General features: G+C 64.4%; 18 protein-coding genes. 14 read left to right on the top strand and 4 right to left on the bottom strand.

Annotated features, from left to right (window positions below):
- Window positions 1-57 precede the first annotated feature (57 nt).
- The 4 genes from ASILVAE211_RS05110 (at window position 58) to ASILVAE211_RS05095 (ending at window position 6,412) form a co-directional block, all read left to right on the top strand.
- Complete coding sequence (locus tag ASILVAE211_RS05110) at window positions 58-429, top strand: response regulator (protein WP_227320224.1); 372 nt, start codon at window positions 58-60, stop codon at window positions 427-429.
- Window positions 430-665: 236 nt separating this feature from the next.
- Window positions 666-1,832 carry an efflux RND transporter periplasmic adaptor subunit gene (locus tag ASILVAE211_RS05105; protein ID WP_227320223.1) on the top strand — a complete coding sequence of 389 codons (1,167 nt, stop codon included), beginning with the start codon at window positions 666-668 and terminating at the stop codon, window positions 1,830-1,832.
- 72 nt (window positions 1,833-1,904) lie between these two features.
- Entirely contained in the window at window positions 1,905-5,042 is a 3,138-nt protein-coding gene (locus tag ASILVAE211_RS05100) for an efflux RND transporter permease subunit (RefSeq protein WP_227320222.1), read from the top strand.
- Window positions 5,043-5,128: 86 nt separating this feature from the next.
- A complete protein-coding gene (locus ASILVAE211_RS05095) occupies window positions 5,129-6,412 on the top strand; it encodes a phthiocerol/phthiodiolone dimycocerosyl transferase family protein (RefSeq protein WP_227320221.1) in 1,284 nt (427 codons plus the stop codon).
- Between the two features lie 63 nt (window positions 6,413-6,475).
- On the opposite strand, the gene ASILVAE211_RS05090 is transcribed toward ASILVAE211_RS05095, so the two are convergent.
- The 3 genes from ASILVAE211_RS05090 to ASILVAE211_RS05080 form a co-directional block, all read right to left on the bottom strand.
- On the bottom strand, window positions 6,476-6,898 hold the full coding sequence (locus tag ASILVAE211_RS05090) for a GlcG/HbpS family heme-binding protein (RefSeq protein WP_227320220.1): 423 nt from the start codon (window positions 6,896-6,898) through the stop codon (window positions 6,476-6,478).
- A 110-nt stretch (window positions 6,899-7,008) separates the two neighbouring features.
- Complete coding sequence (gene tkt / locus ASILVAE211_RS05085; RefSeq protein ID WP_227320219.1) at window positions 7,009-9,042, bottom strand: transketolase; 2,034 nt, start codon at window positions 9,040-9,042, stop codon at window positions 7,009-7,011.
- Window positions 9,043-9,411: 369 nt separating this feature from the next.
- A complete protein-coding gene (locus ASILVAE211_RS05080) occupies window positions 9,412-10,086 on the bottom strand; it encodes a septal ring lytic transglycosylase RlpA family protein (RefSeq protein WP_227320218.1) in 675 nt (224 codons plus the stop codon).
- A gap of 535 nt (window positions 10,087-10,621) precedes the next feature.
- Between ASILVAE211_RS05080 and ASILVAE211_RS05075 the strand changes: the two genes are divergently transcribed.
- From ASILVAE211_RS05075 to phnF, 10 genes are all read left to right on the top strand, one after another.
- Window positions 10,622-11,884: a glutamate-5-semialdehyde dehydrogenase gene (locus tag ASILVAE211_RS05075; protein ID WP_227320217.1), complete on the top strand. Its 1,263-nt coding sequence runs from the start codon at window positions 10,622-10,624 to the stop codon at window positions 11,882-11,884.
- Window positions 11,885-11,895: 11 nt separating this feature from the next.
- Window positions 11,896-12,576 (top strand): nicotinate-nucleotide adenylyltransferase, encoded by a 681-nt coding sequence (locus ASILVAE211_RS05070; protein WP_227320216.1) that lies wholly within the window; start codon window positions 11,896-11,898, stop codon window positions 12,574-12,576.
- Window positions 12,577-12,692: 116 nt separating this feature from the next.
- A complete protein-coding gene (gene rsfS / locus ASILVAE211_RS05065) occupies window positions 12,693-13,082 on the top strand; it encodes a ribosome silencing factor (protein ID WP_227320750.1) in 390 nt (129 codons plus the stop codon).
- A gap of 19 nt (window positions 13,083-13,101) precedes the next feature.
- A complete protein-coding gene (locus ASILVAE211_RS05060; protein ID WP_227320749.1) occupies window positions 13,102-13,557 on the top strand; it encodes a 23S rRNA (pseudouridine(1915)-N(3))-methyltransferase RlmH in 456 nt (151 codons plus the stop codon).
- A 37-nt stretch (window positions 13,558-13,594) separates the two neighbouring features.
- The gene (gpmI, locus tag ASILVAE211_RS05055) at window positions 13,595-15,145 is read left to right on the top strand and encodes a 2,3-bisphosphoglycerate-independent phosphoglycerate mutase (RefSeq protein WP_227320215.1); all 1,551 of its coding nucleotides are present in this window, start codon (window positions 13,595-13,597) and stop codon (window positions 15,143-15,145) included.
- Window positions 15,123-16,385, top strand: a complete 1,263-nt coding sequence (locus ASILVAE211_RS05050) for a murein hydrolase activator EnvC family protein (protein WP_227320214.1) — start codon at window positions 15,123-15,125, stop codon at window positions 16,383-16,385. Before gpmI ends, ASILVAE211_RS05050 begins: the two co-directional genes overlap by 23 nt.
- Window positions 16,386-16,511: 126 nt before the next feature.
- Entirely contained in the window at window positions 16,512-17,897 is a 1,386-nt protein-coding gene (locus tag ASILVAE211_RS05045; RefSeq protein ID WP_227320213.1) for a S41 family peptidase, read from the top strand.
- Between the two features lie 23 nt (window positions 17,898-17,920).
- Window positions 17,921-18,415, top strand: a complete 495-nt coding sequence (locus tag ASILVAE211_RS05040) for an RNA pyrophosphohydrolase (protein ID WP_227320212.1) — start codon at window positions 17,921-17,923, stop codon at window positions 18,413-18,415.
- Window positions 18,416-18,444: 29 nt separating this feature from the next.
- A complete protein-coding gene (locus ASILVAE211_RS05035; RefSeq protein ID WP_227320211.1) occupies window positions 18,445-19,110 on the top strand; it encodes a dienelactone hydrolase family protein in 666 nt (221 codons plus the stop codon).
- A gap of 105 nt (window positions 19,111-19,215) precedes the next feature.
- On the top strand, window positions 19,216-19,932 hold the full coding sequence (gene phnF, locus ASILVAE211_RS05030) for a phosphonate metabolism transcriptional regulator PhnF (RefSeq protein ID WP_227320210.1): 717 nt from the start codon (window positions 19,216-19,218) through the stop codon (window positions 19,930-19,932).
- A gap of 122 nt (window positions 19,933-20,054) precedes the next feature.
- Here phnF and ASILVAE211_RS05025 read toward each other — a convergent pair whose 3' ends face one another.
- Window positions 20,055-23,822: a hydantoinase B/oxoprolinase family protein gene (locus tag ASILVAE211_RS05025; RefSeq protein WP_227320209.1), complete on the bottom strand. Its 3,768-nt coding sequence runs from the start codon at window positions 23,820-23,822 to the stop codon at window positions 20,055-20,057.
- Between the last annotated feature and the right edge of the window lie 45 nt (window positions 23,823-23,867).

Raw genomic sequence — 23,867 nt, 5'->3', positions numbered from 1 at the left:
GTAAAGGCGCAGCACCGGGCAAATATACGGAATGTAACTGCCTGTTGGGGATATAGGGTGGCTATCCTGCTGGTCGAAGACGAACCGCTGATCCGCGAAATCATGGCTGAAAGCCTGGCTGATGGCGGATTCGAGGTGATTCAGGTGGCGAGCGGTGATGAGGCCGTCGCGCTGATGGATCAGCAGCCCCAGCCGATCGAGGCTTTGGTCACTGACTTTCACATGCCCGGCCAGGCCGATGGGGCGGAAGTGGCGGCGCAAGCGCGTATCCACTATCCGCAGTTGCCCGTCATCATCGCGTCCGGCCGCCCTGACGTCATAGCCCGGGTCTGGGATCCGGAACTCGGATATCGTTTCTTGGGCAAGCCCTATCTGCCGCGCCATCTGCTCGCGATGCTGCGCGAGGCCTTGAGCGCCAGCCACGCCTGACAGCGGCCATACAGCTCGGCGCCTGAGTGCGTTGAGACGAAAATTCCCGTTACCTGCCAGATAAACTTCGCAATCAAAGCGGAGACAGGACGCGAACGCCGCACTGCGGAAGGTTTCGTTCTGTGACGGATTGCAACAGCCTCTCACGAAGCTGAGATACCAAGCGTCAAGCCCTCGCGAAGCCTCTAGATATGGCTGTAACAGCGCAGCCAAGCGCATGACGAGGTGGAGACGATATGAACGGGCAGGCCCGCTTTACCAGTAAACATTGGATCGTCTTCGCCGCGTCTTTGGCTTTGGTCGACGGAATGGTTTTTGCCCCGGCCCATGCGGCAACGCCCGCACCCGTTCCCGTGACGGTGACCAAGGCCTTGGCCAAGGATGTGCCTGTCTATTTCGACGGTCTCGGCAACGTGCAGGCCTATAATACGGTTTCGATCAAGGCGCAGGTCAACGGTGTTCTGATCGATCTGCCGGCCAAGGAAGGCGCGGAGGTCAAGAAAGGCGATATCATCGCCCGCATCGATCCTTCGCCCTATCAGGCGTCACTCGATCAGGCGCTCGCGCAGCGGGCGGAAGATCTTGCTTCCCTGCAAAGCGCGCAGCTTGACCTGGACCGCTATACCAAACTGGCGAAAAGCAGCTACGCCCCGGTTCAGCAGGTGGATGACCAGCGCGCGGTCGTCGGCAAGGATCAGGCGGTGATCCAGGCGGATAACGCCATGATCGAAACCGCCAAGATCAATCTCGGCTATGCCACCATCCGCGCGCCCTTCGACGGTCGCGTCGGCCTCTATCAGATCGATGTCGGCAATCTCGTGCAGGCCAATGGCACCAGCCCGATTTTGACCGTGACCCAGGACAAGCCCATCGCGGTCGTGTTTACCCTGCCGGAGGATCAACTGCCGCAGGTGCAGGACGCGCGGGCCAAAGGCCCGCTGGCGGTGCTGGTGACGGATAAGGATTCCGGGGCGCCCATCGCCACCGGCACGCTGCTGACGCCCGACAATACCATCGCCATGGCCACCGGTACGATCGCCCTCAAGGCACGCTTCGCGAATGACGACGACCATCTCTGGCCCGGTCAGTTCGTCAATACGCGTTTGCAGGTCAAGACTTTGCCGAATGCGGTGACGGTCCCGTCTATCGCCGTGCAGCACGGGCCAGACGGGCTTTTCGTCTTTCTGGTCAAGCCGGACAATTCCGTCGCCCAGACGCCCGTCACCGTCTCCTACCAGGACAGCGGCACCAGCGTGATTTCCAAAGGCGTGTCGGCGGGGGATGACGTGGTGGTTTCCGGCCAGTCGCGCCTGTCCCCGGGTACCAAAGTCCAAGGCAAGACTGTCGATGCCGCCAAGGTGGAAGCCTCCGGCGCCACCGATGACGACGGCTCCTCCGGCTAGCGGGTGCCTCGCATCCCCGTTCGCGCGGCCTTTGTGCTGCCCCGCATCTCCGCTGGAGGCTCCCGACCTTAGATGAGTATTTCGACCCCCTTCATCCGCCGCCCGATCGCGACCTCGCTTGTGGCGGCCGCCATCTTTCTGGTCGGTCTGGCCGCCTATCCGCTGCTGCCGGTGGCTCCCCTGCCGAACGTGACCTTCCCGACGCTGACGGTCAGCGCCACCTATCCGGGCGCGAGTGCCGCCACCATGGCGTCCACGGTCGCGACGCCGCTGGAGACGGAGTTCGGGCAGATGCTGCCCGGCCTGTCGCAGATGACCTCCACCAGCACCTATGGCAGCACGCAGATCACGCTACAGTTCGATCTCAGCACCAACCTGGGCAATGCCGAGACGCTGCTGCTGGAAGCGATGAATGCCGCGCAGGGGTCTCTGCCGGCGGATATGCCGAGTCCGCCGACCTTCCGCGCTATCAATCCCTCCGACAGCCCGATCATGATCCTGGGCATGCATTCCGATCAGGCGCCGATCACGGAAGTCGATAACTACGCCGAGAATATCGTCGAACAGCAGCTGTCCCAGTTGCCCGGTGTCGGTCAGGTTCTCGTCGGCGGCCAGCAGACGCCCGCGATCCGCGTGCAGGTGGACCCGGCGCGTCTGGCCGCCATGGGCATGACGATGGAGGACGTGCGCACCGTTCTGACGGATGCGACGGTGGATGACCCCAAGGGCAGTGTCGACGGTCCCAACCGGTCCTTCACCATCTACAATAACGACCAGATGACGACGGCCGCGCCGTATAACGACCTCATCATCGGCTATAAGAACGGCGCGGCCATCCGCATCAAGGATATCGGGCAGGCCGTGGCCGGGCCGCAAAATCGCGAGCTTGCTGCCTGGGTCAATAAAAAGCGCGCGGTCACGCTGCTCATCTTCAAGCTGCCGAGTGCGAATGTCATCTCCACGGCCGATGGCATCAAGGCGAAGCTGCCGGCGCTTGAAGCCTATTTCCCGCCCAATGTGCATCTGGATGTGGTGGCCGATCGCACGCTGACCATTCGTGCCTCGGTCAGTGACGTCGAATTCACGCTCATGCTGTCCATCTGCCTTGTGGTCGCCGTCATCTTCCTGTTCCTGCGCAGCATCTGGGCGACCATCATCCCCAGCATCACCATTCCGGTCGCCCTCGTCGGCACGCTGGCTGTGATGTATGCGGCGGGTTTCAGCCTCGACAATCTTTCGCTCATGGCGCTGACCATTGCGGTCGGCTTCGTCGTCGATGACGCCATCGTCATGCTGGAAAATATCGTCCGGCATATGGAAGAGGGCATGGGGCCTTTCGAGGCGGCGCTGAAGGGCGCGGGCGAGATCGGCTTCACCATCCTCTCCATCAGCCTGTCGCTGATCGCGGTCTTCATTCCGCTGCTGCTGATGGGTGGCATCGTCGGCCGGCTGTTCCGCGAATTCGCCATCACCGTTTCCATCACCATTGTCATCTCTGCCATCGTCTCGCTGACGCTGACGCCGATGATGGCATCAAGGTTCTTGCGCCCGGAGACCAAGAAACACGGCAAGCTCTATAATTTCGTGGAGCGCCTGTTCGACGGCATGGTCAGCTTCTACGCCCGCACGCTGGATGTCGCGCTGCGCTTCCGCTTCATCACCCTGATGGTCTGGATCGCGACCGTCTCGCTGACGGTCTTTCTGTATATCGTGATCCCGAAAGGCTTCTTTCCGGTTCAGGATACCGGCACCATCATCGGTATTTCGGAAGTGGCGCAGGATGCGTCCTTTGGCCAGATTTCCCGGCTACAGCAGCAGCTGAACGCGACCGTGCTGAAAAACGCCTCGGTGCAGTCGATCACGGCGACTGTGGGCTCGGGCGTCGGCGGCCAGGCGGCCAATGACGGCCGCATGTATATTTCGCTGAAACCCTGGGATAAGCGCAAATACACTGTCACGCAGGTCATCAACCAGATCAACCACGCGACGGCGAGCCTGACGGGCATCCGCCTCTTCATGCAGCCGGCGCAGGATGTCAGCGTCGGCGCCCGCCTGTCGAAGACGCAGTATCAATATACGCTTCAGGATTCGAGTTCGACGGAGCTCAACCACTGGGCGCCGAAGGTGCTGGCGGCGATGCAGAAGCTGCCGGAGCTGCAGGACGTGACCTCGGATCAGGAGAATGGCGGCACCACGGTTTCGATGGTGATCGACCGCGAGCAGGCGGCGCGCTTTGGCATTCAGCCGGCGGCGATCGACGCCATTCTGTATGACGCTTTCGGCCAGCGCGAAGTGGCGCAGTATTTTACCGGCAACAAGGCCTATTACATCATCCTGGAGGCCAGGCCGAACGAGTTCGGCAAGATCAGCACGCTCGGCAAGCTCTACGTGAAGTCCAGCACTGGCGCTGTGGTTCCCTTGTCAACCTTCGTGTCCGAGACGACGGCGCCGGTGCAGCCGCTGGCCGTCAACCATCAAAGCCAGTTCCCGTCCGTCACCATCTCCTTCAACCTGAAAGGCAATGCCTCGCTCGGCAGCGTCGTCAGTCAGGTTGCCAGGATGAAAAGCCAGATCGGCGTGCCGGATACGGTGCAGGGCAATTTCCAGGGCACGGCCCAGGCCTTCCAGGCATCCTTGAGTTCGGAACCGATCCTGGTCGCCGCAGCCCTCATCGCCGTCTATATCATCCTCGGCATTCTGTATGAGAGCTACATCCTGCCGCTGACCATTCTCTCGACGCTGCCGTCCGCCGGCGTCGGCGCGCTGCTGATGCTGATGCTGTTCGGCTATCAGCTGACCGTCATCGCGCTCATCGGCATCATCCTGCTCATCGGCATCGTCAAGAAGAACGGCATCATGATGGTGGATTTCGCCATCCATGCCGAAAGGCGTGAAGGTCTGGAGCCGCTGGAGGCCATTCGGCAAGCCTGCCTTCTCCGCTTCCGGCCCATTCTGATGACGACGATGGCGGCCATGCTCAGCGGCCTGCCGCTGATGCTGGAAAGCGGAGCGGGGTCGGAACTCCGCAAGCCGCTGGGCTTCGCCATGGTCGGCGGCCTGCTGCTCAGCCAGGTGCTGACGCTCTACACCACGCCGGTGATCTATCTCTATCTGGATGGCCTGTCGCATTGGCTCGCCCCCAAAAAGCAGCGAAAGCTGCCGCGTCTGGCCGAGAAGATGCAGCCGGTCAGTTCGGAGGTGGCGGATTGAACAAGGGGTGACCGCCTGATGCGTCTTGACACCCAGGCGGGCTGACCCGTTCAGATAGGGCTTTCGTTTCGGTGCGGAGGCCTGTCTTGTCTCAATCCCTGGTCGAGCCTCGGCTGGAGGCGCCCCTACCGGCGCGGCATTTCCGCGAGCCCTCGCCGACCGAGGCAATCTATCTCCGCACCGGCACGCAGGTGGTGAGCCATAGCGGCGTGATGGGCGCCATCATGCAGTCTGAGTTCGAAAGGGCGCTGGCGGCGCTGGAGGCGCATTATCCCATTTTGCGGGCGGCCGTCGCGGCGGGGCATTTCGTCGAACGGCTGGCGGATGAGCCGACCGGCGTGACCTGGATCGACCGCGCATCACAAAGCCCGAGCGATCTTTACGATGCACTGATCAACCGTCCGCTCGATCTGTCAGCCAGCGTCTATGCCGCCTATGTCCTGGCGGATGCGGCGGGATTCGATATCCTGCTCGTCACCTCCCATGCCGTGACGGATGCCACCTCGCTTGTCGCCATCCATTCGTCGCTCATCCATTTCTGCGATTGTGTGCGGCGTGGCGAGGTTCCGCCTGTCGAGGAGCAAGCCTTTCCTCAGACAATCGACGCGGCGGTGGAGCATTGCCTCGCGGCGCTCAATCTGGCGGCGGTGCCAAAGACAGCGGCGCAGGTTGTGGACGCAGATTTCCTGCGTCTGCCGCAGCCGGTAAAGGCGCCGGCAATGTCGCGCTATCGGATGGAATCCCTGACGATCGAGCCGGAGTTGACCCAGGCCATGCTGGCGGCAGCCCGCAATCATGGCGTCTCCTTGCATTGCCTGCTGGCAGCGGCCTTCGGCCTCGCCATTCGCGATCTGTCAGGCCGCCCGGCGCGGCAGATGCTGATGCGCGCCTCCATCGACATGCGCCGCAGGCTGGAGCCGCATATTTCGGTCGATCTCGTCTTCTCCGCCATTACCGGCCACGTCACCCGGATCGCGGATATGGATCAGACGATTTTCGATATCGCCCGGTCTATCCAGGAGGATATTCGCAGCGGCACGCAGGACGGCCGCATCTTCCAGGATTATCATGACTATCCGCGCAATTTCGGCACGCCACAGACGGCGCCCGTGGCCCTCAATATTTCAGATATGGGCGCCGTCGCCTTTCATGACGACATCGCGGTGCTGAAGCCGATGGGGTTTGATTATGCAACCGGTCTGCCCCAGCGCTACCCGAATTGCTCGATCACCATTTTTGACGGACGTCTGACCGCCAATAGCGTTTACCGCGCGCAGGACGTCGACCCTGCTGCCATGCGTGATCTCTCGGCCGGTGTGGTCGCGGCGCTGAAGGGGGCCTGTCTGGCGGCAGCGCAGACGCCTGAATGAACCAGGGCCGCGAGACTGGTGTGCATTCCGGCCGGGCTGAAGCCCGACCGGGGCCGTCTTCGCTTATCGGTTGCGCATCCAATGATCGATACCGGCCTGCGCGCATTCGCTATCCTGTGCCGGCGTGCCGGAGCTGAGGCCGATCGCACCGACGACATCGCCGTCGACAATCACGGGCAGGCCGCCGGCCACGACCATCAGCCGGCCGCCGATGGCCGAGTTGATGCCATAGGCCGGGCTGCCGGGCTGGCTGGCGGTGCCGTAGCTTTCCGTCGTGCGCTTGGCGCCGGCCGCCGTATAGGCCTTGTCCTGGGCGATGATGCTGCTGGTCAGCTTGCCGCCGTCCATGCGGTCAAAGGCAATCAGCTGGCCGGATTCATCCGTCACGGCCATGCACATCGGCACGCCGATTTCCTGGGCCTTCGCGGTGGCGCCCGCGATCAGCAGGTGCGCGTCCGTCAGGCTTAGTCTCTTAATCGTCAGCATAGGCTTAATCCTTTTAATCGCGTCAGGCAGATTGAACTGCACGGCTTCCAAGAGAAAGGGCCGGTGGATTGCTCCACCGGCCCTTTCTCCAGTCTCGAAAGCGACGTGGCTTAGCCGGCCTTGACGTCGGCAAGGCTGGCCTTCGCGGCGGCGATCACCGCGTCCGTCGTGATGCCGAACTTCTTGTAGACGTCGCCGATCTTGCCGGAGGCGCCGAAGCTGTGCATGCCGACGAAGCGGCCGTAGTCACCCGTGTATTTGCTCCAGCCGAGTTCGACCGCGGCTTCCACGGCGACACGCGCCTTGTTGGTGCCGATGACAGACCGCTTGTAGGCCGCGTCCTGCTTCTCGAAATGGAGCCAGCTCGGCATGGAGACGACGGCGGTCGGAATGCCGTCCGCCTGCAGCGCTGTGCGGGCTTCGACCGCCATATGCAGTTCGGAGCCGGTGGCAAACAGCGTCACTTCACGCGCGCCGCCTTCGGCTTCGATGAGCACGTAGCCACCCTTCGCCGACTTGTTCTCGGTGCCGGCCTCTTTACGGAGCAGCGGCATCGGCTGGCGGGAGAGCGCCAAGAAAGCCGGGGTATGCGGCTGGTCAAGCACCAGTTCCCAGCACTCGGCGGTCTCGACCGGGTCGCCCGGACGATAGACGCCAAGATTCGGCATGGCGCGCATGGCGGCCATATGCTCGACCGGCTGATGGGTCGGGCCGTCTTCGCCGAGGCCGATGCTGTCATGCGTCATGACGAAGATCGAGCGGATCTCCATCAGCGCTGAGAGGCGGATCGAGGGGCGGCAATAGTCGGAGAAGCACATAAAGGTGCCGCCGTAGGGAATCAGGCCGCCATGCAGCGTGATGCCGTTCAGCGCCGCCGCCATGCCGTGTTCACGAATGCCGTAATGGACATAGGAGCCGATGAACTCACCCGGATGGATTTCGGTCTGGTTCTTCGCCTTGGTGTTGTTGGACGGCGTGAGGTCAGCCGAGCCGCCGAGCATTTCGGGGATGGCGTCGAACAGATGGTTCAGCACGGCGCCGCTTGCCGAACGGGTCGCCATTTCCTTGCCACTCGCGATGAATTCGGCGCGGGCAGCGGCGATGGCATTGCGCCAGTCGGCCGGCAGTTCGTTGTTCACGCGGCGCTGGAAGTCAGCCGGCGCGGACTTGAAACGCTCGTTCCAGGCGGCATGCTCTTTGGCACCCTTGGAGCCGATCTCACGCCACTGGCTGAGCAGGTTCTCGGGGATGACGAAGGGCGGGGCGTCCCAGTCCAGCAGCTTGCGGGCGCCGGCGATTTCTTCCTCGCCCGGCGCGTCGGAATGCGCCTTGTGCGTGCCGGCCTTGGTCGGGAAGCCGAAACCGATGATCGTCTTGCAGGCGATCAGGGTCGGCTTGTCGGTCACGGCCTGCGCGGCCTTGATGGCGTCGCGGATGGCGTCTGTGTCATGACCGTCGATTTCCAGCGTGTGCCATTCTTCGGCCTGGAAGCGCTTGATGACGTCTTCCGAGGTCGAGAGGCTGGTATCGCCGTCGATGGTGATGGAGTTGTGATCCCAGAAGCAGATCAGGTTGCCGAGCTTGTAATGGCCGGCGAGCGAAATCGCTTCCTGGCTGACGCCTTCCTGAAGGCAGCCGTCACCGAGGAACACATAGGTGTGGTGGTTGACGAGATCCTTGCCGTACTGGGCGGAGAGAATCGCTTCGGCCAGCGAGAAGCCGACGGAATTGGCGATGCCCTGGCCGAGCGGGCCGGTCGTCGTCTCGATGCCGGCGGCGTGGCCGTATTCCGGATGGCCGGCGGTCTTGGTGCCAACCTGACGGAACGTCTTGAGGTCCTCGATCGTCATGTCCTCGTAGCCCAGCAGATAAAGCAGGCTGTAGAGGAGCATGGAGCCGTGGCCGTTCGACAGGATGAAGCGGTCGCGGTCGAACCACTTCGGGGCCTTCGCGTCGAACTTCATGAAATCCTTGAACAGGACGACCGCGATATCGGCCATGCCCATGGGGGCGCCGGGATGGCCGCTTTTCGCCAGCTGCACGGCGTCCATGGAAAGGAAGCGAATGCAGTCTGCGAGGTCACGCAGGTTCTTGTCCTTAGGAGCGGGCACGGTCTTGATCGTGCCGGGAGAGACGTCTGCCACGGTTCTGATATCCTTCTTCACGAGGTCATCGACGCATGGGTATGGCATGGCTCGTGCCGCGCTGAAACGGGGGGACGGGCTTTTGCGCAATCTTCACGGATGGTTCTGCGGCCGATTGGGGCGACGGATGCCTTGCCGCCAAAGCGGGCCATGCCGAACAACCGTCACTACATAAGCACGAATGCCGTCATGCCGTCTCGCCTGACCGCACGGCTCATGCGGAAAGCGGGAACGACATTTGCGCTGATCACATATTTTTGTGCCGGGCCCCGAGGGGCGATACAGCCTTTCGGCGAGGCCGAAGGCTGCGATCTGCGGAAACCGGCCGGGTCAGTCGTCATCGCGCCGAGGCGACAACGACCGCCGCGATCAGTCTTCCGGGGTCAGCGTCACCATGGCCAGACCCTGGCGCATGATGCCCAGGCGTTCGGCGGCACCTTCGGATAGGTCGATGATGCGGTGGCTGGAATAAAGGCGGTCGGTAATCGTCACGACGACCGAGCGGTCGCTGCCCGGAACCTTGACCAGCACCTTGGTGCCGAAAGGCAGGGTGGCGTGGGCCGCCGTCATCTCATGCTCGTTGAAAATTCGGCCGCTGGAGGTGCGGCGGCCATTATGCCGGCCACCGTAGTAGGAGGCGACGCCGGTCTGGATCGAGGCGGTTTCGATGCCCGAAGCCGTGGCGGTGCTGGCATCCTGCGGCTCGGTGAAGCTCGTCAGATGCACGGAGGCGCCGATCGGCTTGCTGCCGGACGGATAGGAGATATTGGCGACTTCCGGATTCCAGCCGTCGCTGTCGGTCACGGCATGGGCAACCTGGACGTGGCGGCCATGGACATGGCGCATCGCCAGGTGGTGGACATGAACATGCCGGCTGTGGCGCAGGCTGGCCATCGCCACCCGCGACTTGCCGTGGCGATGCGTCACCGCAGCGGTGCGGGCATGATGAACGGTTTTTTCGGGCGTCGTCGCCGCATTGGCGGCTTGGTGCGCGAAGGTGATCATCAAGATCGGGGCGATAGAGAGCGCAATGCGCGACTTCATCCCAGGTCTCTCCTTTTTGGGGGAAGCAGCAGAACGCACTTCCCCTTGAGACCCGGCGGCATCGCGAAGCGGCGCTGCTTTCCGGATCAATCCTGTGCGACATTTTAACGTCGCTGCGAAGGAGACCCCGCTAAGGTCTTGTGAATAAAACAAATCACGGGGCCGAGTGTCAGAAGAATTATCGGTCACAATCGCGATAATGCGGAATTTTCCGTTCAATGCAAGCAAAACTGGATGAATCAAACCCGATATTTTGGACAATAAAGCCGGTGTGCCAGCTAAGTTGTTCTTGTCGCAGGGCAAGTTCATCTCGCCACATTTCTGCCTTGATTGGCTCAGATTTGGTCATAGTTTTATTTGATAAATCAACAGTTCATCACATTTGTGTTGGATCTCGATCTTTGCCTTCCGAATAAGGCGCGGTGCTGCCGCGCGCAGGCCGGCATTGCCAGGACTGGGGTGGAAAGGCAGAAAGTCTCGGGTTTTATTATGCTATTCTGACTTTTGACCCTCGCTTTGTTCTGCAGGCCCACTGATGAATATCGACGTCGATACCGCCGCAGCCGATCTTCGCGCAGCCGCCCTTGCGGCGCGGGAAGCCTCGCGCGCTCTTGCCCGCTCCAGCCATGCCGAGCGTCAGCACGCGCTGCGGGCAGCCGCCCGCGCCCTGCGCGCCCATATGCCGGCGATTCTGGACGCGAATGCCATCGATGTCGCGGGCTATGAGGGCACGCCGGCGTTGCGCGACCGTCTGCGCTTGGACGAAAAGCGGGTCGAGGGCATGGCCGTCGGGCTGGAGGAAATCGCCGATCTCGCCGATCCACTGGGGCGCGTCCAGTCGGAATGGGTGCGGCCGAATGGGCTGCAATTCCAGCGCATTTCCACGCCGATCGGCGTCATCGGCATGATCTATGAAAGCCGGCCCAATGTCGGGGCCGATGCGGCGGGGCTTTGTCTGGCCTCGGGCAATGCCGTCATTCTGCGCGGCGGGTCGGATAGTTTTAACAGCGCTCAGGCGATCCACGCGGCCATCGCCGAAGGTCTGCGCGAGGCCGGCCTGCCGGAAGCCGCCGTGCAGATCGCGCCCAGCCGGGACCGGGCTTTCGTCGCCGCCATGCTGCGCGCGGCCGGGCTGATCGACCTCATCATTCCGCGCGGCGGCAAAGGGCTGGTGACGCGCGTCCAGCAGGAATCCCGCGTGCCGGTGCTGTCCCATGCCGACGGGCTTTGCCACACCTATATCCACGCGGCGGCCGATCCCGCCATGGCGCGGACCATCCTGAAAAACGCGAAAATGCGCCGCACCGATGTCTGTGGCGCCACCGAAACGCTGCTGATCGACGCGGCCGTAGCACCTGGCCTGCTGCCGGAGATTGTCGCGGACCTCGCCGCCCTCGGCTGCGATTTTCGCGCCGATGACCGTGCGCGCGCCATTCTGCCAGACCTGACGCCGGCGGCCGAGGGCGATTTCAGCACCGAATGGCTGGACAAGATCCTCAATGTCGCGGTCGTCGATGGCGTCGATGCGGCCATGGCCCATATCGCGCGCCACGGCAGCGAGCATACGGAAGCGATCATCACCGAGGACGCGGCGGTGGCCGAGCAGTTCCTCAACGGCACTTCCAGCGCGGTCGTGCTGTGGAATGCCTCCACCCAGTTCTGCGATGGCGGTGAATTCGGCTTCGGCGCCGAAATCGGCATCGCCACGGGGCGCATCCATGCGCGCGGCCCGGTCGGCGTCGAGCAATTGACCACCTTCCGCTATCAGGTGCGCGGATCGGGCCAGGTGCGGCCCTGACGCCTTTCCCCATGCGGGGCCAGCGGGATGGCGTGCCGAAGCATGGCGACAAGCGGCGCATGCGCATCGGCCTCTTGGGCGGGTCTTTCAACCCGGCCCATGACGGGCATCTGCATGTCGCCAAGCTCGCCCGCCGGCGTTTCGCGCTCGATCAGGTCTGGCTTATGGTCTCCCCCGGCAATCCGCTGAAACCGGCGCACGGCATGGCGCCCTTCGCCGAACGTCTGGCCTCGGCCCAGGCGATGGCCGACGGCCGCCGCATCGTCGCAACCGCGATCGAGGCGAAGCTCGGCTCCCGCTATACCTGGGCGACGCTCACGAAACTGCACCGGCTTTTCCCGGGCGTGGATTTCGTCTGGCTGATGGGCGCGGATAATCTGGAAGACCTCGCGCGCTGGCAGCGCTGGCGCAGCATTGCCGCGCATACGGCGCTGGGCGTTCTGCCGCGCCCGGAACATAATATGGGGGCCATGGCGGGCCGTGCGGCGCATCGCCTGCGTCATGCGCGCCGCCCGGCGCGCGCCGCCTCCCGCCTTGCCGCAGCCCAGACCCCTGCCTGGATTTTCTTGCCTGCCGCTCAAAATGCGCTATCCGCAACAGCGCTACGTGCGGCGAAATCGGCAGCCTCTGCCAATGAGGCCGCCACAATCGATGCTGCGACGCGCAGCGCCATAAATGGAGAAGGCCAATAGCCCGCAACCCGACCACCGACCCGGCTGCACCGCGCCGCCGCGTCGCGTCCCCCAAGGCCGCTGCTGCGGCGGGGACAACAGCCGCACCCGCGACGACGCTCCGCAAGAAGGCCGTCATTTCCGGCCCGCGCGCGAAAAGCCGCAAGGTCGCTGCCACGCCGTCCGACCTCGACCGTCTGCAGGCCCTCATCGTCACCAGCCTGGAAGACGATAAGGGTGAGAATATCGTGACGCTCGATCTGGCCGGAAAGGCGAGTTTCGCCGACCGTATGATCATCGCGAGCGGCCTGGCCGATCGTCAGATCAGCGCCATGGCCACCCATTTGCAGGAAAAGCTGCGCGACAACGGCTTCGGGCGTGTGCGCCTGGAAGGTGCCGGCGGCTCCGACTGGGTGCTGATCGATGCCGGCGATATCGTCGTCCATCTCTTCAAGCCCGACAGCCGTGAGCTGTATGGCCTGGAAAAGATGTGGGGCGCTGACCTGGACGAGCCGAGCGAGGGCTGATCGCCCTGGTCACCCGATGATGCGCGTCATCGCCATCGGAAAGCAGTCGCGCGGGCCGGAGGCGGAGCTTTTCGCCCGCTATGCCGGCCGGCTGCGGCCGGCGCTGGCGCTGACCGAACTGCCGGACGGGCGCGGCGCGCCCGTCGAGATCAAGCGGCGGGAAGGGCAGGCCCTGCTCGCTGCGCTGCCGCCGCAGGCCTTTGTCGTGGCCCTCGATCAGGATGGTGCCACGCCTGACAGTCCGGGTTTTGCCCGCATGGTCGAGGGCTGGCAGGGCCTCGGGCGCCCGATCTGCTTCCTGATCGGCGGCGCGGAAGGCCTGGACGCCAGCGTGATCGCCCGCGCGGATGCCAAGATGTCACTCGGCCGCTTCACCTGGCCGCATATGCTGGTCCGCGTCATGCTGGCCGAGCAGCTATTCCGCGCCCATAGCATCCTGACAGGTCACCCCTACCACCGGGAGGGACGGCCGTGATACCAGCGGCTGACGCCTAAGAACGGAGAGCCGCGCCATGACCGACCAACTGCAACGCCCGGTAATGCTGGTCATTCTGGACGGTTGGGGTTGGCGCGACTCGAATACCGACAATGCCGTCCGTTTGGCCCATACGCCGAGCTTCGACCGGCTCTGGGGTAATTGCCCCCATACCTTTCTCAGCACCTCGGGCGAGGATGTTGGCCTACCGGAAGGCCAGTTCGGCAATTCCGAAGTCGGCCATATGAATATCGGCGCCGGCCGCGTCGTCATGCAGGATCTGCCGCGCATCACCCGCGCCGCGCGCGACGGCTCGCTCGGCCAGAACGCGGTTCTGCTTGACCTGATCGCCAAAGCCCGCGCCGGGTCCGGCATCATCCATCTGCTCGGTCTGATCTCTCCCGGCGGCGTCCATGCCCATCAGGATCATGCGGTCGCCCTTGCCCGCATCCTGACGGATGCCGGCCTCACTGTTCTGATCCATGCCATTACCGACGGGCGCGATACGCCGCCGCGTTCCGGTGCCGGCTTTGTCGCCGCCTTCGAGGCGGCGCTGCCGCCGGGCGCGCGCATCGCGACGCTGAGCGGCCGCTACTACGCCATGGACCGGGACAATCGCTGGGAGCGCGTGAAGCGCGCCTATGACGTTGTCATCGTCGGCCAAGGCCCCCATTTCGGTTCGGCGGCGGAAGCCATCGCAGCCGGCTATGGTGAAGACCTTGGCGACGAATTCCTGCTGCCGGCGGTGATCGGCGACTATGACGGCGTCAAGCCGGGCGACACGCTGCTGACCTTCAACTTCCGCGCCGACCGCACGCGCCAGATTCTGATGGCTTTCCTGGACCCGGCCTTTGACGGCTTCGACCGTGGCCCGCTGCCACCCTTCGCGGCGGCTGCCGGCATGACCCAATACAGCACCGCGCTCGACGCCTTTCAGACCACGCTTTTCGCCCCGATCGGCATGAGCGACCTGTTGGGCGAGGTTGTGGCCCGCGCCGGCCGCCGCCAGCTGCGCATGGCGGAGACCGAGAAATACCCGCATGTCACCTACTTCCTGAACGGCGGCAACGAGGTTCCGAATGAGGGCGAGGAGCGTATCCTGGTCCCGTCGCCCAAAGTCGCGACTTATGATTTGCAGCCGGAAATGTCGGCGCCTGAACTGACCGCCAAGGCGGTGGCGGCCATCGACAGCGGGCGTTTCGATCTTGTCATTCTCAATTTCGCCAATCCGGACATGGTCGGTCATACCGGCATTCTGGACGCCGCGATCAAGGCCGTGGAAACGGTCGACACGGGTCTGGGCGAAATCGCGGCGGCGGTCGCCCGCCAGGGCGGCGCGCTTTTCGTGACGGCTGATCACGGCAATTGCGAGCTGATGCGCGATCAGGTGACGCATGTGCCGCATACGGCTCATACGCTGAACCCGGTGCCTGCCATTTTGATGGGCGCGCCGGCCGGCGCCACCATCGCCAGCGGGCGGTTGGGCGATATTGCGCCGACCCTGCTGGCCCTGATGGGGATCGCCCAGCCGGCGGCCATGACCGGCGTCAGCCTGCTGCGGAGCGGTGACGCTGCCACGAGCGCCTAGCATTTCGCGCGGCCTGCGCTTTGGTCTGGTTCTGTCGGCGGCCAGCCTGATCAGCGGCTCCGCGATGGCGGCCAATGCGCCGTCCCAGGCCGATGTGAAGCAGGCGCAGGCACAGCGCGCTCTGCATCAAAGCCAGGCCGTCGCCGCCCGCGCGCGTGCAGCGGCACTGGCCGCCATGCAGACCAGTCTCTCCCAGCAGCGGGTGGACGCCGCCACGCGCCTGCGTGCGGCGGAAGACGCCACGGCGGCGGCGGCAGACCGCATGGCCGATCTGGCGGCCCAGAAAAAGAAGGTCACGGCTGATCTGGTGGCGCGCGCCACGGCTTTCGCGCCCATGCTGCCACTGATCGAGCGGCTGGCGCTCTATCCGTCGGAAACCCTGCTGGCCGTGCCGGCGCAGCCGCAGAACACCTTGCGTGGCCTGCTGGTGCTGCAGGGCCTGTCGCGAGAAATCGGACGGCAGGCGGCGGCGCTCAAGGCCGAGCGCGACAAGCTGGACGCGCTGACCGCCGATATGCAGGCGGCGGCACCCGCCTTGGCGCAGGCGACGGCCGTGCAGGCGGCGCAGGAAGCGGCGCTGGACGCGCAGATCGCCAGTGCCGCCGCCAGCCGCCAAAGCGCGGAAAGTGCCGCCGACGCGGCCGATCAGGCGGCGGCACAGGACGCCACGCGGGCGCAGAGCCTTCAGGATGCCATCCGGCGTATCGCCGCTGCCCGTGCGGCGGCGGCAGCCAAGGCCGCCCGCCTGGCCCGCCAGGCTGCGCGGGCGGGCAGGGCGGCGGCCGCTGCACGCGCCCAGGCCCAGGCGACGGCGCTGGCGGCCCCCGCCGGCAATGGCCTCGGCAGCCCGTCCGGACAGATCATGTCTCCTGTTGCCGGCAAATTGATCCGTGGCTGGGGCGACCAGACTCTGGCGGGACCGGCGACCGGCCTGTCCTACGCCACGCCGCCGGGTGCGCGCGTCGTCTCCCCCTGCACCGGCAATGTGCTGTTTGGCCAACCGTTCCGCAGCTATGGCCTGCTTGTCATCGTCGATTGCGGCAAAGGTTATGACTTTGTCATGGCTGGCCTTGACCGGCTCGACGTCAGCGTCGGACAAAGGGTGCAGGCAGGGGAGCCTGTCGGGGTCATGGGCGGATGGAATCCGAGCCAGCCGGCGGCCCGGCCAAAGCTCTATCTTGAGTTACGGCAGGATGGGAATCCGGTGAATCCTACGCCATGGCTGCGTGCCCAGGGTTGATTATTGGCTGGTTTCCTTCCCACAATGCAGGCCATGTACGGTGACGGACAGTGATCAGGATGCGCTGGTCCGTCATTTCTCCGCCCCACGACCGCGCCCCAGGGTGGCGGATTTAGGAAAGTTCGGATGAAGTTTCGCTCTGGCTTGCTGATCGGTTCGGCGTTTGTGGCGGGTCTCGCCGTCATGCCCGCGTCCGACGTTCTTCTCCACCGATTCGGCGGAGTTCTCGGCATCGCGTCGGCCCATGCCGATGACAATGCCACCGGCACCTATCAGCTGCTCAGCCTGTTCGGAGATGTCTTCGAGCGCGTGAAGGCGGATTATGTGACCCCGGTCAATGACCAGTCGCTGATCGAGAATGCCATCAACGGCATGCTGGCCGGGCTTGATCCGCACAGCGCCTATATGAACGCCCAGCAATATCGCGACATGCAGGCGCAGACCGACGGCGCTTTCGGCGGACTCGGCCTTGAGGTGAGCCAGGAGGGCGGCTGGATCAAGGTCATCAGCCCCATCGACGGCACCCCGGCGGCCAAGGCCAATATCAAGCCGAATGACCTCATCATCGCGATCGACGGCAAGTCCGTGCAGGGTCTGTCTTTGGACACGGCGGTGGACGAGATGCGCGGCGCGCCGGGATCCAGCATTTCGCTGACCATCAAGCCGGCCGATAAGCCGAAGCCGGTCGTGCTGAAGCTGACCCGTGAAGTCATCAACGTGCCGGCGGTGCATTCCGAGGTTTATGGCGATATCGGCTATATCCGCCTCTCGGTCTTCTCCGAAAATGCCGATCAGGGCATCCGCGACGCGATCAAGAAGATCAACGCCCAGACCAAGGGCAAGCTGCACGGCTATGTTCTGGATCTGCGCAACAATCCGGGCGGCCTGCTGGATCAGGGCGTGGCCGTCGCCAATGACTTCCTGAATACCGGCGAGATCGTCTCCACCCGCGCCCGTCACCCCGAGGATAGCGAAGTCTGGAGCGCCAAGCCGGACGGCGACGTCGCGGGCGATCTGCCGATTGTCGTGCTGATCAATCCGGGCACCGCCTCGGCCGCCGAAATCGTTTCCGGCGCGCTGCAGGACAACCGTCGCGCCATCATCATGGGCGAGCGCAGCTTCGGTAAGGGGTCGGTGCAGACCGTCATCCCGCTGCCCGATAACAGCGCCATGCGCCTGACCACGGCGCGCTACTTCACCCCGTCTGGCCGGTCCATCCAGGATCTGGGCATCACGCCGGATATCCCCGTGGCCGAGTCGATCGAAGCGGCGAACGCCATGCAGCCGCTGCGCGAAAGTGACCTTCAGCACGCCATGCTGAACCCCAACAGCAAGCAGCTGCCGCCGCTGGCCGCGCGCACCGATCTGCCGGCGATTGCCAAGTCGATCCCGAAGGCGCCGCCGGCGGATTGGCCGAAATTCGACCCCGCCAAGCCCGCGACCGACTTCCAGCTTCAGGAAGCGCTCAAGGTCGTGGCGGCGATGGCTCCCGTCAAAAGCGCGTCCAACTAAGCCTGTCGATCCAGGAGCCGCCCATGCGCCGTGAAGACATGCCCTACCGCCCCAATGTCGGGGCGGTGCTGTTCAATCGCGAGGGGCGTATCTTCGTCGCGCGTCGGGCCGACTTTCCGAACGCGGAAGGGGCGGCCGGCGGCTGGCAGCTGCCGCAGGGCGGCATCGACGCGGACGAAGACCCGGCCGTCGCGATCTTCCGCGAGCTGGGTGAGGAGATCGGCACCGAAAAGGCCGAGATCCTGGGCGAGCATCCCGAATGGGTGCAGTACGATCTGCCGGATGAGCTGATCGGCAAGGCATTGGGTGGCAAGTATCGCGGCCAGCGCCAGCGCTGGTTCGCGCTGCGCTTTACAGGCGAAGACAGCGATATCCGCCTCGACCTCGATCCGCATCCGGAATTCGATGCCTGGCGCTGGGAGGATCTCGCGAATCTTCCGGGCCTCGCCACGAGTTTCAAGCGCGATATCTATGCGGTTCTGGCGGAGTCCTTCGCGCGCTTCGCTGTGCCGGCCTGACCTCATCCGGCGCACAGGATAGACCGCTCATGAGCACCATCGCGCTGATCGCCGGCGACGGCCACGAACTCTCCGCCTACAAGGCGGGGCCCGCCGACGCCACCATGGGTCTTGTCGTTGTGCAGGAAATTTTCGGCGTCAACGGCCATATGCGTTTCGCGAGCGACGCGCTGGCCGAAGCCGGTTTCGCTGTCATCTGCCCGGCGCTGTTCGACCGGGCCGAGCGCGGTGTCGAACTCGGCTATGGCGCGGAGGACCGCGACCATGGCCTCGCGCTGCGCGCCAAGATCACCGAGGACCAGGTGATGCTGGATATCGAGGCCGCCGCCGCTTCGCTCGGCACCAAGACCATCGGCATCATCGGCTATTGCTGGGGCGGTACCATCGCCTGGTGGGGGGCGACGCGCAGCCAGAGCTTCAAGGCTGCCATCGGCTGGTATGGCGGCGGCATCGCCGCTACCCGCACAGAGACCCCGCATTGTCCCGTGCAACTCCATTTCGGTGCCGAGGATCACGGTATTCCGCTGACGGATGTGGACGCCATTCGCGCAGCCCAGCCGGGTGCTGAGGTTTTCGTCTATGAAAGGGCGGCGCATGGTTTCGGTTGCGAAGCCCGCGCCAGCTTCAACGAAGGCGCTTTCAGCCTGGCCCAGACCCGCAGCCTGGACTTTTTTCGGCGGCATCTCGCGGTCTGAATCCCGTAACATCCTGCTTTCATAACAGTCAGGCGTTGTTTTTATTGCCTGATTGGCTTAGCCCCTGATTGTGAGCGGCGGTCGAGCCCGCAAGCAGGAGAGTTTATGCGACTACCCCGCGTTGTCATGTGGCAGCGGATCGCCGAGATCCTGACGGCGGAAATCAGCGCCGGTGCCTTCGCCCCGGGCTCCCGGCTGCCGACCGAGACGGTGCTGGCCGAACGCTTCGCCGTCAATCGCCACACCCTGCGGCAAGCCATCGGTGCGCTGTCGGATGCCGGATTGGTCAGCGTTCAGCATGGTCGCGGCACCTTCGTGCGTCCTGCGCCCGTCATCGAATATCCGCTCGGCACGCGCACCCGCTTCAGCGAAATCCTGTCTCAGCAAAGCCGTCTGGCGGACGGCGAACTGCTTTCGGCGCGCGAACAGGCGGCCGGCGTCGAGGTCGCGGCTGGCCTGGGGCTGGATCCCGATGATCTGGTCATCGTTCTTGAAATCGTCCGTCGCGCGGATGGCCAGCCGGTCAGCCTCAAGACTGCGCATCTGCCGGCCGAGCGGTTTCGCGGCATCGATGCAGCCTTCCGGGAGACCAACTCACTGACGGTGGCGCTGCGCCGCTTCGGGGTCGCCGACTACACCCGGCGCAGCACGCGCATCTGGACGCGCCTGCCAAGCCCGGAGGAAGCCGTGCTGCTGCATCAGAAAAGCAGCGAGCCCGTACTGATCATGGAAACGGTCGATCAGGACGAAGCGGGACAGGCGATCGAATATGGCATCGCCCGTGCCGCCAGTCAGCGCGTGCAGATTCTCGTCACGACGTAGAGGCTGTCAGGTTTTCACTGAAACGACGTCATTCCCGCGGAAGCGGGTATCTTTTGGGTCAGGCACCGTAATGAGGAAAAGATGCCCGCTTTCGCGGGCATGACGGTTGGCGGTGATTCCAATTAACTCTGACGGACTCCAGCCTTAGGCCAAAGCGCCTTCGCCTCGTCTTCCGTGTAATAGCCGCGCGCGATATCCCGCCGCACCAGATCGGGTGACCGCTTGGTGGCATCGCCATAGCCACCGCCGCCGGGTGTCATCACTTCCACGCGGTCGCCGGCCTGCACGCGGATATTCTGATCCTTGGAGAGATGTTCAGGGATATAGACTTCGCCGTTGCGGTGGACGCGCACGATATTGGGCGCGCCGTCCTGGCCACCTTGCGCACCCGGCGGACCGAAACGCCCGTGATCCATGACGAAACTGGCCGTCGCCTCGCCGCGCAGAATCTCGATCTCGTAATGCACGCCGAAGCCGCCGCGATGCTGGCCGGCCCCGCCCGATCCTTCGCGCAGACCGAAGCGGCGGAACAGGATGGGGAATTTCTGCTCCATCACTTCCACCGGCGCGGTTTTGGAAATGCCGATGGTCGAACAGCCGTTCGTCAGCCCGTCATGCAGGATATTGCCGCCGTAACCGCCGCCCGAGATCTGATACATGACATAGCCGGCGCCTGTCTTGGGGTCGAAACCGCCCAGCGCGAAATTGCCGGAGGAGCCGGCGGGGGCTGCTGTCACCTTCTCCGGGATTGCCTGCACAAGCGCCAGGAACACCGCTTCCGCGATGCGCTGGGACACTTCCGCCGCACAGCCGGAGACCGGGCGCGGATAGCGCGCGTCCAGGAAGGTGCCTTCCGGGCGCGGCACGATCAAGGGTGCGAAGGCACCGGCATTCAGCGGCACATCCGGGAAGATATGCCGCACGGCGAGATAGACGGAGGACAGCGTCGTCGCGAAGACCGAATTCATCGGCCCCCGGCAGGGCGCGCTCGACTTTGAAAAGTCAAAATTGAGAGCGCCCTCAGCCTTTGTCATGGTCAGCGCGATGCGCAGGGGCGCGTTGACGATGCCGTCCGAATCGACGAAGGCCTCGCTCTCGTAAACGCCGTCCGGGATCGTGGCGATCTTGGCGCGCATCAGGTTCGCCGCGCGGCCCTTCATCTCCGTGATGACGCCCGAAACCGTGCCCAGCCCGTAGCGGGCGATCAATTCGCCCAGCCGCCGCTCACCGATCTTCAAGGCCGAGACCTGCGCCTTGATGTCGCCGATGCGCTGGTCCGCGACCCGGATATTGGCATTGATGATGGAGAGGATTTCCTGGTCCATCTCGCCGCGCTTGAACAGTTTCACGGGTGGCAGGCGCAGCCCTTCCTGCTCCACCTCGGTCGCATGCGCCGAAAAGCCGCCCGGCGTCATGCCGCCGGTATCCGGCCAGTGGCCGGTATTCTGTAGCCAGCAGAGTAGTTTGCCGTCGTGGAAATAGGGCATCGCGAAGCGCACATCCATCAGATGCGTGCCGCCCAGATAAGGGTCGTTGACGATATAGATATCGCCGGGCTCTGGTGCCGCGATCCGGCCTTCGCGGATCAGCCGGGTGATCTCACCGGTCGAATACTGCATGACGCCGACGAAGACCGGCAGCCCCAACTCGCCTTGCGCGATCAAGGCGCCGGTCTCGGCATCGTAAATCCCGTCGGACCGGTCATCGGCTTCGGCGATGACAGGTGAAAAAGCCGAGCGCGAGAAGGCAAGGTCCATTTCGTTGCAGACCTGCTGCAAGCCGGCTTCGATGACGGCGAGCGCCAGCGGGTCGATACTCTCGGACCCAGCTGCCGCGTCGGTCAGACTGGCAGGCGCGATGCGCAGATTGCCGATGGCGTCTACCCGCAGCGTTGCGCCGGCATCGACGAAAATGGTGCTGTCGGCCTGTTCCAGCACTGCGGGGCCGGTCAGTGTGCCGCCAATCGGCAAGGCATCCCGTGCGTAGAGCGGACAATCGACCCAGACGCCGCCCGCGAATACCGGCCGGCTGCCGGTCTGTGCTTCTGCAACGGTCGCCACGCGCAGCGAGGCATCCTGTAGTGCTGCCACTGGAAAGGGCTTCCGCCGCCCGGTGACGGAAGTATTGAGGTTGACCAGCGTCGCGCGGATTTCCGGCATGCGGATCTGAAAGCGCTCGAAATAGGCATCCTCGAACAGCGCTTGCAGCGCTTCGCGGGAGATATGGGCATCGGGGATGGCGACGCGGATCAGATGCGTCTGGCCGCGGAACTGCATATCGGCGGAGTGCCGGATGTCCGTCTGCTCGATCTCGCCCTGCTGGGCGGCGTTGACGGCGATGCCGCGCGCCACCTGATCGGCCAGCAGGCGATGGACCTCGGCCATATCAAGGCTGTCGAGCGGCTGGTTGAGCGTATTGACGAAATCCTGCCGCAGATCGGCGACAAGGCAACCCAGTGCATTGGTCAGGCCCGGCCGCGCCGGAATCAGCACATCCGGAATGCCAAGATCGGCGGCGAGCGCCACGGCATGCAGCGGCCCCGCGCCGCCGAAGGCAAACAGGCTCAGCTTGCGCGGGTCGCGTCCGCGCGAAAGAGAGACCATGCGGATGGCACCCGCCATATGGACATTGCCGAGCGCGATGACGGCGGCGGCGGCTTCGTCCACCGTCATGCCCAGCGGCGTCGCCAGCTTTTCGGCGAAGATGGCGCGTACTTCGTCCAGCGTCACGCGGTTGCCGCAGAGGCTGATACGCGCGGCGTCCAGCCGGCCGAGGATGAGATTGGCGTCCGTTATGGTGGGTTGCTGCCCACCGCGTCCATAGCAGATGGGGCCGGGCGTCGAGCCCGCGCTATGCGGCCCCACGCGCAGCATGCCGGCAGCGTCCAGCCAGGCGATGGAGCCGCCGCCCGCGCCGATGGTGCGGACATCGACCATGGGTACATGGATCGGCAGGCCGTAATCGATGGTCAGTTCGGCCGAGACTTCCGGCAGCCCGCCGCTGATCAGCGCGACATCGCTGGAGGTGCCGCCCATGTCATAGGTCACCGCATCGCCGACGCCGGATTGCAGCAAGGTGGTGGCGGCGGCGATGACGCCGGAGGCCGGGCCGGACATGACGGTTTTGGCGGCCTCGCGCGCGGCGAGGGGGGCGGCGATGGTGCCGCCATTGCCGTTCATGACCAGCAGATCGTGACGGAAGCCCTGGGCGCGCAGCCCTTCGGTCAGCCGGTCCAGATAGCGGTCCAGCACCGGCTGAACGGCGGCATTCACCGATGCCGTCGTGCCGCGCTCATATTCCCGGTATTCCGACAGCAGGGCATGGCCAAGGGTGATGTACGCATTGGGCCAGAGTTCTGCGGCAATGCGGCCGGCGGCCAGTTCATGCGCCGGATTGGCATAGGCGTGCAGGAAATGGATGACGAGCGCTTCGCAGCCGGCGTCGCGCAGCGCGATGACCGCCGTGCGGACGCCTTCCTCATCCAGCGGCGTCAGAACGGTGCCGCTGGCATCCAGCCGTTCCGGCACTTCCAGCCGTAATTCGCGCGGCACCAGCGGCTCGAAGACGCCGAACAGGCCGTAGGGGTGGGGTCGGGTGCGGCGGCCCACTTCCAGCGTGTCGCGAAAGCCTTGCGTGGTGATCAGCCCGACGCGGGCGACTTTCCGTTCCAGCACGGCGTTGGTGGTGACGGTGGTGCCATGGATCAGCAGGTCGAGTTCGGCCGGCGTCGTCCCCGCCGCCGTGATGCCTTGCAGCACGCCTTCGGCCTGATTGGCGGTGGTGGAGGGGACTTTCGCAAATTGCACGCGACCGCCGCTGGCACCCTCCTCGAACAGGAGTACGTCGGTAAAGGTACCGCCGACATCGATTCCAGCAACCCGCCGCGCCATAGGCCACCCCAGATCGTTTGTATGCGAACGATTAAACGGGACAGG

It is taken from the genome of Acidisoma silvae, from assembly GCF_020618775.1.
Taxonomy (GTDB): domain Bacteria; phylum Pseudomonadota; class Alphaproteobacteria; order Acetobacterales; family Acetobacteraceae; genus Acidisoma; species Acidisoma silvae.
The sequence above is the reverse complement of the archived record's forward strand: the minus strand, read 5'-3'. Positions and strand labels throughout refer to the sequence as shown.

What these genes read in the sequence shown, in the direction of transcription:
- ASILVAE211_RS05105 (WP_227320223.1), top strand. Translation starts at nt 666, where the DNA reads ATGAACGGGCAGGCCCGCTTTACCAGTAAACATTGGATCGTCTTCGCC.
- ASILVAE211_RS05100 (WP_227320222.1), top strand. Translation starts at nt 1,905, where the DNA reads ATGAGTATTTCGACCCCCTTCATCCGCCGCCCGATCGCGACCTCGCTT.
- ASILVAE211_RS05090 (WP_227320220.1), bottom strand. Translation starts at nt 6,898, where the DNA reads ATGCTGACGATTAAGAGACTAAGCCTGACGGACGCGCACCTGCTGATC.
- ASILVAE211_RS05080 (WP_227320218.1), bottom strand. Translation starts at nt 10,086, where the DNA reads ATGAAGTCGCGCATTGCGCTCTCTATCGCCCCGATCTTGATGATCACC.
- ASILVAE211_RS05075 (WP_227320217.1), top strand. Translation starts at nt 10,622, where the DNA reads ATGAATATCGACGTCGATACCGCCGCAGCCGATCTTCGCGCAGCCGCC.
- ASILVAE211_RS05070 (WP_227320216.1), top strand. Translation starts at nt 11,896, where the DNA reads ATGCGGGGCCAGCGGGATGGCGTGCCGAAGCATGGCGACAAGCGGCGC.
- ASILVAE211_RS05060 (WP_227320749.1), top strand. Translation starts at nt 13,102, where the DNA reads ATGCGCGTCATCGCCATCGGAAAGCAGTCGCGCGGGCCGGAGGCGGAG.
- gpmI (WP_227320215.1), top strand. Translation starts at nt 13,595, where the DNA reads ATGACCGACCAACTGCAACGCCCGGTAATGCTGGTCATTCTGGACGGT.
- ASILVAE211_RS05045 (WP_227320213.1), top strand. Translation starts at nt 16,512, where the DNA reads ATGAAGTTTCGCTCTGGCTTGCTGATCGGTTCGGCGTTTGTGGCGGGT.
- ASILVAE211_RS05040 (WP_227320212.1), top strand. Translation starts at nt 17,921, where the DNA reads ATGCGCCGTGAAGACATGCCCTACCGCCCCAATGTCGGGGCGGTGCTG.
- ASILVAE211_RS05035 (WP_227320211.1), top strand. Translation starts at nt 18,445, where the DNA reads ATGAGCACCATCGCGCTGATCGCCGGCGACGGCCACGAACTCTCCGCC.
- phnF (WP_227320210.1), top strand. Translation starts at nt 19,216, where the DNA reads ATGCGACTACCCCGCGTTGTCATGTGGCAGCGGATCGCCGAGATCCTG.
- ASILVAE211_RS05025 (WP_227320209.1), bottom strand. Translation starts at nt 23,822, where the DNA reads ATGGCGCGGCGGGTTGCTGGAATCGATGTCGGCGGTACCTTTACCGAC.